At 56.5% G+C, this 2,223-nt stretch carries 2 protein-coding genes; both read right to left on the bottom strand.

The features are described from left to right. On the bottom strand, window positions 1–89 hold an 89-nt coding region (locus tag AAAB35_RS22020; protein ID WP_010007596.1), incomplete at its 3' end, for a GTP-binding protein. 62 nt (window positions 90–151) lie between these two features. Beyond that, window positions 152–2,221 carry an elongation factor G gene (gene fusA / locus AAAB35_RS22015; RefSeq protein WP_340670408.1) on the bottom strand — a complete coding sequence of 690 codons (2,070 nt, stop codon included), beginning with the start codon at window positions 2,219–2,221 and terminating at the stop codon, window positions 152–154. Between the last annotated feature and the right edge of the window lie 2 nt (window positions 2,222–2,223).

Below are 2,223 nucleotides of genomic sequence, written 5' to 3'. Positions count from 1 at the left end.
GCCGTCAACGACGTCTTGCCATGGTCAACGTGACCAATCGTGCCAATGTTGACGTGCGGCTTGTTACGTTCAAACTTGCTCTTAGCCATCTGAGCTCTCCGTTATATGTTCGCCTGCTCAGGCTTCTCAACTTTCACGCGCAACCGATTGGTTACGCAAACTTCTTCTGGATTTCCTGCGCGACTGCCGTCGGAACAGGTTCGTAGTGATCGAACTGCATCGTGTACTGTGCACGTCCCTGGCTCATCGAACGCAGGTTGCTCACATAACCAAACATGTTGGCCAGCGGCACGTTTGCATTAACGACGGTCGCGATACCACGAGCTTCCGTGCCCGAGATCTGACCACGACGTGAGTTCAGATCGCCAATCACGTCACCGACGTAATCTTCGGGGGTTACAACCTCGACCTTCATGATCGGCTCGAGCAGCTGGGCACCGGCCTTCTGCGCACCTTCGCGGAATGCAGCGCGAGCTGCGATTTCGAAGGCGAGAACCGAGGAGTCCACATCATGGTAGGCACCGTCGATCAGCGTGGCTTTCACGCCGAGCATCGGGAAGCCTGCGAGCGGACCCGCACCCATGACGCTCAAGATACCCTTCTCAACGCCAGGGATGTATTCCTTCGGAATGGCACCGCCGACGATCTTCGATTCGAAGATGAACTCGTCGCCGTCATGCGGCTCGAAGATGACCTTGATGCGGGCGAACTGACCCGAACCACCGGACTGCTTCTTATGCGTGTAGTCGATTTCCGCCTTGCGGGTGATCGATTCACGATAGGCAACCTGCGGATTACCGACATTCGCCTCGACCTTGAACTCGCGACGCATACGATCAACGAGAATGTCGAGATGAAGCTCGCCCATGCCGGAAATGATGGTCTGGCCGGATTCTTCGTCTGACTTGACGCGGAAGGAAGGATCTTCAGCAGCAAGACGATTAAGCGCGAGGCCCATCTTTTCCTGGTCAGCCTTGGTCTTCGGCTCGATCGCGATCGAGATAACGGGTTCCGGAAACACCATGCGCTCCAGGATAACCGGCTTCAACGGATCGCAAAGCGTGTCACCCGTCGTGGTTTCCTTGAGGCCTGCCAGGGCAACGATGTCACCGGCAAATGCTTCTTCGATGTCTTCACGCGAATTGGAGTGCATCTGCAGCATGCGGCCGATACGTTCGCGCTTCAGCTTTACCGTGTTGTCGAGCGAGATGCCCTTGGTCAGCTTGCCGGAATAGATGCGGCAGAATGTCAGCGAGCCGACAAACGGGTCGTTCATGATCTTGAATGCCAGCATCGACAAGGGTTCTTCGTCAGACGACTTGCGAACTGTTTCCGCATCGGTCTTGGGATCAATACCCTTGATCGCAGGAACATCGACGGGCGAAGGCAAATATTCGACGACACCATCGAGAAGCGGCTGGACGCCCTTGTTCTTGAAGGCCGAGCCGCAGAATACGGGATGGAACTCTACGCGGCACGTACCAACGCGGATGAGGGCGCGAAGCTTGTCATTGTCCGGCATGTTGCCTTCGAGATAGGCTTCCATAGCAGCTTCTTCGACCTCAACGGCGGTCTCGATAAGCTTTTCGCGGAATTCTTCAGCCCTGTCCTTCAGGTCAGCCGGGATTTCGACGACATCCCACTGGGCGCCGAGCTGTTCGTCGCGCCAGATGAGTGCCTTCATTTCGATAAGATCGATAACGCCCTTGAACTCGTTCTCAGCACCGATCGGCAGCTGCATGACGAGCGCCTTGGCGCCAAGACGGGTCTTGACCATCTCAACGCAGCGATAGAAATCGGCGCCGGTCTTATCCATCTTGTTGACGAAGATCATGCGCGGAACATGATACTTCTCAGCCTGACGCCAGACAGTCTCAGTCTGCGGCTCAACACCGGCATTGGCATCGAGGAGAGCGATAGCACCGTCGAGAACGCGCAGCGAACGCTCGACCTCGATGGTGAAGTCGACGTGGCCAGGCGTGTCGATGATGTTGAAACGGCGCATCTTGCCGTCACGACCCTTCCAGAACGTGGTGGTCGCAGCGGACGTGATCGTGATGCCACGTTCCTGCTCCTGCTCCATCCAGTCCATGGTCGCGGCGCCATCGTGGACTTCACCGATCTTGTGCGACTTACCGGTGTAGTAAAGGATACGCTCGGTGGTCGTGGTCTTGCCGGCGTCGATGTGCGCCATGATACCGAAATTACGGTAGTCTTCGATTT

The sequence above is a fragment of the Phyllobacterium sp. genome (assembly GCF_037994425.1).
In the GTDB taxonomy this organism is placed as follows: Bacteria; Pseudomonadota; Alphaproteobacteria; order Rhizobiales; family Rhizobiaceae; genus Phyllobacterium.
Note: the sequence above shows the minus strand (reverse complement) of the source record. Positions and strands in the feature narration are given on the sequence as shown.